Annotated in this window: 5 protein-coding genes; 3 read left to right on the top strand and 2 right to left on the bottom strand. The window is 73.9% G+C overall.

The genetic code is table 11. The annotated features are described in order from the left end of the window. Positions 1 to 1,545: 1,545 nt before the first annotated feature. The gene (locus ACFXMF_RS46415; protein WP_360323381.1) at positions 1,546 to 2,658 is read right to left on the bottom strand and encodes a HAMP domain-containing sensor histidine kinase; all 1,113 of its coding nucleotides are present in this window, start codon (positions 2,656 to 2,658) and stop codon (positions 1,546 to 1,548) included. Further along, a complete protein-coding gene (locus tag ACFXMF_RS46410; protein WP_360323377.1) occupies positions 2,655 to 3,353 on the bottom strand; it encodes a response regulator transcription factor in 699 nt (232 codons plus the stop codon). The genes ACFXMF_RS46415 and ACFXMF_RS46410 overlap by 4 nt, the downstream gene beginning before the upstream one ends. Before the next feature lie 301 nt (positions 3,354 to 3,654). Between ACFXMF_RS46410 and ACFXMF_RS46405 the strand changes: the two genes are divergently transcribed. Genes ACFXMF_RS46405 through ACFXMF_RS46395 form a run of 3 tightly spaced genes read left to right on the top strand, consistent with a single transcriptional unit; the run spans position 3,655 to position 5,668 of the window. Continuing rightward, positions 3,655 to 4,347 carry a glycosyltransferase family 2 protein gene (locus ACFXMF_RS46405; protein ID WP_379991012.1) on the top strand — a complete coding sequence of 231 codons (693 nt, stop codon included), beginning with the start codon at positions 3,655 to 3,657 and terminating at the stop codon, positions 4,345 to 4,347. Then, on the top strand, positions 4,344 to 4,964 hold the full coding sequence (locus ACFXMF_RS46400) for a DUF2064 domain-containing protein (protein ID WP_379991013.1): 621 nt from the start codon (positions 4,344 to 4,346) through the stop codon (positions 4,962 to 4,964). Before ACFXMF_RS46405 ends, ACFXMF_RS46400 begins: the two co-directional genes overlap by 4 nt. Next, positions 4,961 to 5,668 carry a class I SAM-dependent methyltransferase gene (locus ACFXMF_RS46395; RefSeq protein ID WP_379991014.1) on the top strand — a complete coding sequence of 236 codons (708 nt, stop codon included), beginning with the start codon at positions 4,961 to 4,963 and terminating at the stop codon, positions 5,666 to 5,668. Before ACFXMF_RS46400 ends, ACFXMF_RS46395 begins: the two co-directional genes overlap by 4 nt. Positions 5,669 to 5,841 lie beyond the last annotated feature (173 nt).

Here is a 5,841-nt window from a genome sequence, read left to right as displayed (position 1 = left end):
CGACCCCGGCTCGGGTGTGGGGTCGGGTTTGCGACCGGGGTCCACCGGTTCGCTGCGTTCGCGACCTCGGCTCGGGTGTGGGGTCGGGTTTGCGACCGGGGTCCACCGGTTCGCTGCGTTCGCGACCTCGGCTCGGGTGTGGGGTCGGGCCCACGACCGGGGCCCACCGGCTCGCTCCGCTCACGACCCCGGCCCGGGTGTCGGCTCGGCCCACGACCGGGCCCACCCGCTCGCTCCGCTCACGACCTTGGGTCGGGTGTCGGGCCCGGCCCGTGACCACCCTGCCCACCCGCTCGCTGCGCTCGCGACCAGGTCGGGTGTCCGGCTCGGCATGCGATTGCCGCTCACCGACTCGCCGCGCTCTCGACCTCGGCTCGGGCGTCGGGCCCGGCCCACGACCAGGGTCCACCGTCTCGCTCCGCTCGCGACTCCGGCTCGGGTGTTGGGCCCGGCCTGTGACCACCCTTCCTACCCACTCGCTGCGCTCGCGACCTTGCCCGAGGCGTCGGGCCAGGCTTGCGTTTCGTGTCGGCGCGCCTGCTTTGCTCACGACTTCAGGTCGGGTGTCGGGCTTGGTTCGCGTGCCGGGCCTACCGAATCGCTGCGTGTGCGATTTCGCTCCCGGTGTTGGGCTCGGCATGCGATTTGCCGCTTACCGACTCGCTCCGCTCGCGACCTTGCCTGGGTGTCGGGCTTGCCATGCGACCGGGCCCGCCGGCTCGCTCCGCTCGCGACTCCGGCTCGGGTGTCGGGCTCGGCCCGCGACCGCTGCCCACCGACTCGCTGCGCTCGCGACCTCGCCCGAGGTGTCGGGCCAGGCTTGCGTTTCGTGTCAGCCCACTGGCTCCGTTCGCGGTTTCGGGTCGGGTGTCGGGCTCGGCCCGCGACCGCCGCCCACCGGCTCGCTGTGCTCGCGACCTCGCCCCAGGCGTCGAGGCCGGCCGCGACCGCCGCCCACCGACTCGCTGCGCTTGCGATCTCGCGCCCGGTATTGGGCTCGGCTTGCATTTCGGGCTGACGGGCTCGCTCCCTTCGCGATTTCGGCTCGGGTGTCGGGGCCCAGCCCGTGACCGCCGTCCACCCGCGCTCCGCTCGCGACCTCGCCCGAGGCGCCGGGCTCGCCAGGCGATCGAGGTCCACCGGCTCGCTGCGCTCGCGGTTTCGGGTCGGGTGTCGGGGCACAGCCCGCGACCGCCGCCCACCGACTCGCTGCGCTCGGACCTCGCCCGAGGTGTCGGGCCAGGCTTGCGTTTCGTGTCAGCCCACCGGCTCGCTGCGCTCGCGGTTTCGGGTCGGCTGTCGGGCTCGGCCCACGACCGCCGCCACCGGCTCGCTTCGCTCACGACCTCGCCCCAGGCGTCGAGCCCGGCCCGCGACCACCGTCCACCCACTGGCTCCGCTTGCGATCTCGCTCCCGGTGTCGGGCTTGGCTTGCATTTCCGCTGACCGGCTCGCTTCGCTCACGATTTCAGGTCTGGTGTCGGACCCAGCCCACGACCACCGCCCACCCGATCCCCTCGCGCGCCCCCGCCCCCAACGCCACCCTCACCCCGCCGGCAGTCTCACCTCGAAGCGGCAGCCCATTCCCGTGTTCGCCACGCCCACCTGTCCCGCGTGGGCTTCGACGATGCCTCGGACGATGGCCAGGCCCAAGCCCGCGCCGCCGCCGGGGGCCGGGGTGCGGGCGTGGGTGCCGCGCCAGCCGGTGTCGAAGACTCGGGGGAGGTCCTCCTCGGGGATGCCGCCGCATGCGTCGGTGATCGAGACCACGACCTCGTTCTCGGCGGTGCGTACGCCGACCGCGACCGTGCCGTCCGAGGGGGTGTGCCGGATCGCGTTGACCAGGAGATTCGTGAACGCCCGGGACATCTCGCGGCCGTCCACCCGGACCGGTACCGCGGCGATGTCCTCGCCCGCCACCCGAACCGAGCAGGACCGGGCCAACTCCTCCGTACCCGCCATCGCGTCCGCCACCAGGTCGTAGAGCGAGACCCGCGCCAGGGTCAGCTTCAGCGCGCCCGCCTGGATCCGGGACAACTCGAACAGGTCGTCCACCATCCCGCTGAGCCGATCCACCTCGGTCCTGATCCGTCGGTGGTAGCGCGCCGGATCCTCCGGCAGCCCGTCCTCCAGCGCCTCGGCCATCGCACGCAGACCCGCGAGCGGGGTGCGCAGGTCGTGCGAGATCCACGCGATCAGCTCGCGCCGGGCGTGCTCGACTGCCCGCTCGCGCTCCCTGGATTCGCTGAGCTGCACTCCGGCACGCTCCAACTCCCGTCCCAATTCCGCGAGTTCGGCCACGGCCGAGATCCGGTGCGGCGGTCCGGACGGGCCGCCGCCGAGTGCCCGCGCGGTGCCCCGCAGCGCCCGCACGTCGGCCACCACCGGGCGGCCGAGCAACATCGCCACGCCGATCGCGAGCACCGCCGAGACCGCGCAGACCACCATCACCACGGTCAGGTCGTGCGAGGAGAGCAACATCGCCTGGGAGACCCCGACCGTACCCGCGGCCATGCCGGCTATCGTGACCATCGACATCGCGGCCAGTGCGACCGAGAGCGAGCGATTGCGCAGCGCGCGCAAACCGAGCAGGCCCAGCAGGGTGACCCCGAGCCCGCTGCCCGCCGCGATCAGGCAGATCAGTGCGAAATCCTTCACGGGCACGCGGACTCGACCTCCAGTCGGTACCCCACGCCCCACACGGTGACCAGGAGTCGGGGAGCGGCCGGGTCGTCCTCGATCTTCTCCCGCAGCCGACGCACATGCACGGTCACCGTCGACTGGTCGCCGAATTCCCAGCCCCAGACCCGGCGCATCAACTCGTCCCGGGAAAAGGCCCGGCCCGGACTGCCGAGAAAGAAGCACAACAGGTCGAACTCGCGTGCGGTGAGCGAGAGTTCGCGACCGGCACGAAGCACCCGGTGGGCGGCGACGTCCACCTCGATGTCCGCGTGCCGCAACACCGACGGCAGTACGGGCGCCGCCGCAGCCGGGGCCGCGACCCGGCGCAGCACGGACTGCACGCGCAGCACGAGCTCACGCGGACTGAACGGCTTGGTGACGTAGTCGTCCGCGCCGACCTCCAGGCCGAGCACCCGGTCGCCCTCGTCGCCCAGTGCGGTCAGCATGACCACCGGCACCGGACCGCGCTCGCGCAGCCGCCGGCAGACGTCCAGCCCGTCCATGCCCGGCAACATCAGGTCGAGCACCACCAGGTCCGGCATTTCGGCGAACGCCAGATCGAGCGCGGCGGGCCCGTCGGCGGCGTGCGCCGTGCGGAACCCCGCGCGTTCGAGATAGCCGACGACGACCTCGGCCACGGTCGGATCGTCGTCGACGACGAGCACCTTCATGCCGGCGAGTGTAGGTGCGCGAAGGGGGACGATTCCGGCGGGCGGTCGATCCGTAAGAGGGCCGTAACCCACATGGCCGTATCGCCGCGACGTCAGCACTCCGTAAGCACGTCATGCCTGGGTATGCGGCTGGTGCGTATCTAGCGTGAGCCGCATGGAAGCCTCTTCAGCGCATCCCGCCACGCCTCCCGTCGAGCATCCCGGCACGACCTTCGAGACGTCTTCCGGCACGACCTTCGAGACGTCTTCCGGAACGACCTCCGACACGTCTTCCGGAACACCTTCCGGAACGCCTGCCGAGATGCCGTCCGAAACGCCCCCCGCCGTGCCCCGCGTGGACGTCGTGTTGCCGTGCCTCGACGAGGCCGACGCGCTCCCGTGGGTGCTGGCCCGGATGCCCGCCGGATATCGCCCGATCGTCGTGGACAACGGCTCGCGCGACGGCTCGGCCGAACTGGCCCGCTCGTTCGGCGCCCACGTGGTGGTCGAGGAGCGGCGCGGGTTCGGCGCGGCCTGCCACGCGGGGCTGCTCGCGGCGACCGCGCCGGTCGTGTGCTTCTGCGACTGCGACGCGTCGCTCGACCCCGGCCAACTGCCCGAGGTCGCCGACCCCGTGCTCGCCGGCGCCGCGGATCTGGTGCTCGGCCGCCGCCGCCCCCAGACCCTGGGTTCCTGGCCGCCGCACGCGCGCCTGGCCAACGCCGTCCTGGCTCGGCGGTTGCGCGGGCGCACGGGCGCTCGGCTGCGCGACCTCGGGCCGATGCGGGCCGCCCGGCGCGTCGACCTGCTCGCCTTGGAGGTCGTGGATCGCCGCTCCGGCTATCCGTTGGAGACCGTGGTCCGCGCCGCCGACGCCGGCTGGCGGATCGCCGAGGTGGACGTGCGCTATCTGCCGCGCTCCGGCCGCTCGAAGGTCACCGGTACGGTCCGGGGCACGGTCACCGCGGTTCGGGACATGAGCGCCGTGCTCGCCCGCGCGGGGCGGCCCGCATGAGCACCCTCGTGGTGATCGCCAAGGCGCCGCTGCCCGGTCGGGTCAAGACCCGGCTGACCCCGCCGCTGACCCCGGACCAGGCCGCGACCGTGGCCGAGGCCGCGCTCACCGACACGCTCGCGGCCGTACTGGCGACGCCCGCCCGCCGTCGCGTACTGGTGCTCGCCGGCGAGCCCGGACCGTGGCTGCCCGCCGGCTTCGACGTGGTGCCCCAGGGGCTCGGCGGCCTGGATCTGCGCTTGGCCGCCGCGTTCGCCGGTTGTACCGGGCCGACCCTGTTGGTCGGCATGGACACCCCGCAGATCACTCCCGAACTGCTGACCGTGGACTGGTCGGCCGCCGACGCGTGGTTCGGCCCGGCGACCGACGGCGGATTCTGGGCGATCGGGCTGCGCGAGCCGGACCCGTCGGTGTTTCCCGGCGTGCCGATGTCGGTGCCGAGGACCGGCGCGATCCAGCGCGCGCGGCTGCTCGCCGCCGGGCTGACCGTCCGCGACCTGCCCACCCTGACCGACATCGACACGGTCGCCGACCTGGCCGCCGTCACCCGTGACATCCCCGACTCGCACTGCGCCGGCGTGGCCCGCGCGTTGCTCGGCGGGGAGGTGTACGCATGACCCTGGTGCGCGAACCCGATCGCACGGCCGACCTCCCGGCGGCCACGCGGGCCGGTACGACGGCCGACGGGCCGGCGGGCGCCGGGACCGACCCGTACGCGGTCGCCCTGCGCGAAGGCGGAGCGCTCTACGTACGCCGCCACGGCCACCGTCGACAACGCCTGGAACTGGCCCGCTGGTGCGCCGACCCGGACACCGCCGACGACACCATGCTCGCCCGATGCACCGGTCCCACCCTGGACGTCGGCTGCGGCCCGGGTCGACTGGCCGCGGCCCTGAGTCGCCGAGGAGTGACCGCGCTCGGCATCGACCCGGTGCCGGCCGCCGTCGCGCGGGCCCTGGCCGCCGGCGCCACCGCGCTGTGCCGGTCGGTGTTCGAGCCGCTGCCGGGCGAGGGTCGCTGGGCGGCGGCGCTCCTCGCCGACGGCAACATCGGCATCGGCGGCGACCCCGGCCGGCTGCTCGACCGCATGCACGGCCTGCTCGCCCCAGGCGGCCTGCTCGTGGTGGAGACCGACGCCCAGGACGTACACGAACGTTTCGCCGCCCGCGTCGAGGACGACCACGGCTGCCACGGCGGCGCGTTCCGCTGGGCCCGCATCGGCACCCCGGCCCTACGCGTCCTGGCCCGCGCCCACCACTTCACCATGACCGAAACCTGGACCCACCCCAACCGAGCCTTCGCCGCCCTCCGCCGACCCTGAACCACCAACACCCACCCCGGAGCGCCACCCCCGCGCTCCGCGCCCGCCTCGGGGTGCCACTTCCGAGCCCCACGGTCGCCGCGCTCCGCGCCCGCCTCGGGGTGCCACTTCCGAGCCCCACGGTCGCCGCGCTCCGCGCCCGCCTCGGGGTGCCACTTCCGAGCCCCACGGTC

The sequence above is a fragment of the Embleya sp. NPDC059213 genome (genome assembly GCF_042754445.1).
Classification (GTDB): domain Bacteria; phylum Actinomycetota; class Actinomycetes; order Streptomycetales; family Streptomycetaceae; genus Embleya.
Note: the sequence above shows the minus strand (reverse complement) of the source record. Positions and strands in the feature narration are given on the sequence as shown.

Excerpts from the sequence above, each read along its gene's own strand:
- ACFXMF_RS46410 (WP_360323377.1), bottom strand. The coding sequence starts at position 3,353 with ATGAAGGTGCTCGTCGTCGACGACGATCCGACCGTGGCCGAGGTCGTC.
- ACFXMF_RS46405 (WP_379991012.1), top strand. The coding sequence starts at position 3,655 with ATGCCGTCCGAAACGCCCCCCGCCGTGCCCCGCGTGGACGTCGTGTTG.
- ACFXMF_RS46400 (WP_379991013.1), top strand. The coding sequence starts at position 4,344 with ATGAGCACCCTCGTGGTGATCGCCAAGGCGCCGCTGCCCGGTCGGGTC.
- ACFXMF_RS46395 (WP_379991014.1), top strand. The coding sequence starts at position 4,961 with ATGACCCTGGTGCGCGAACCCGATCGCACGGCCGACCTCCCGGCGGCC.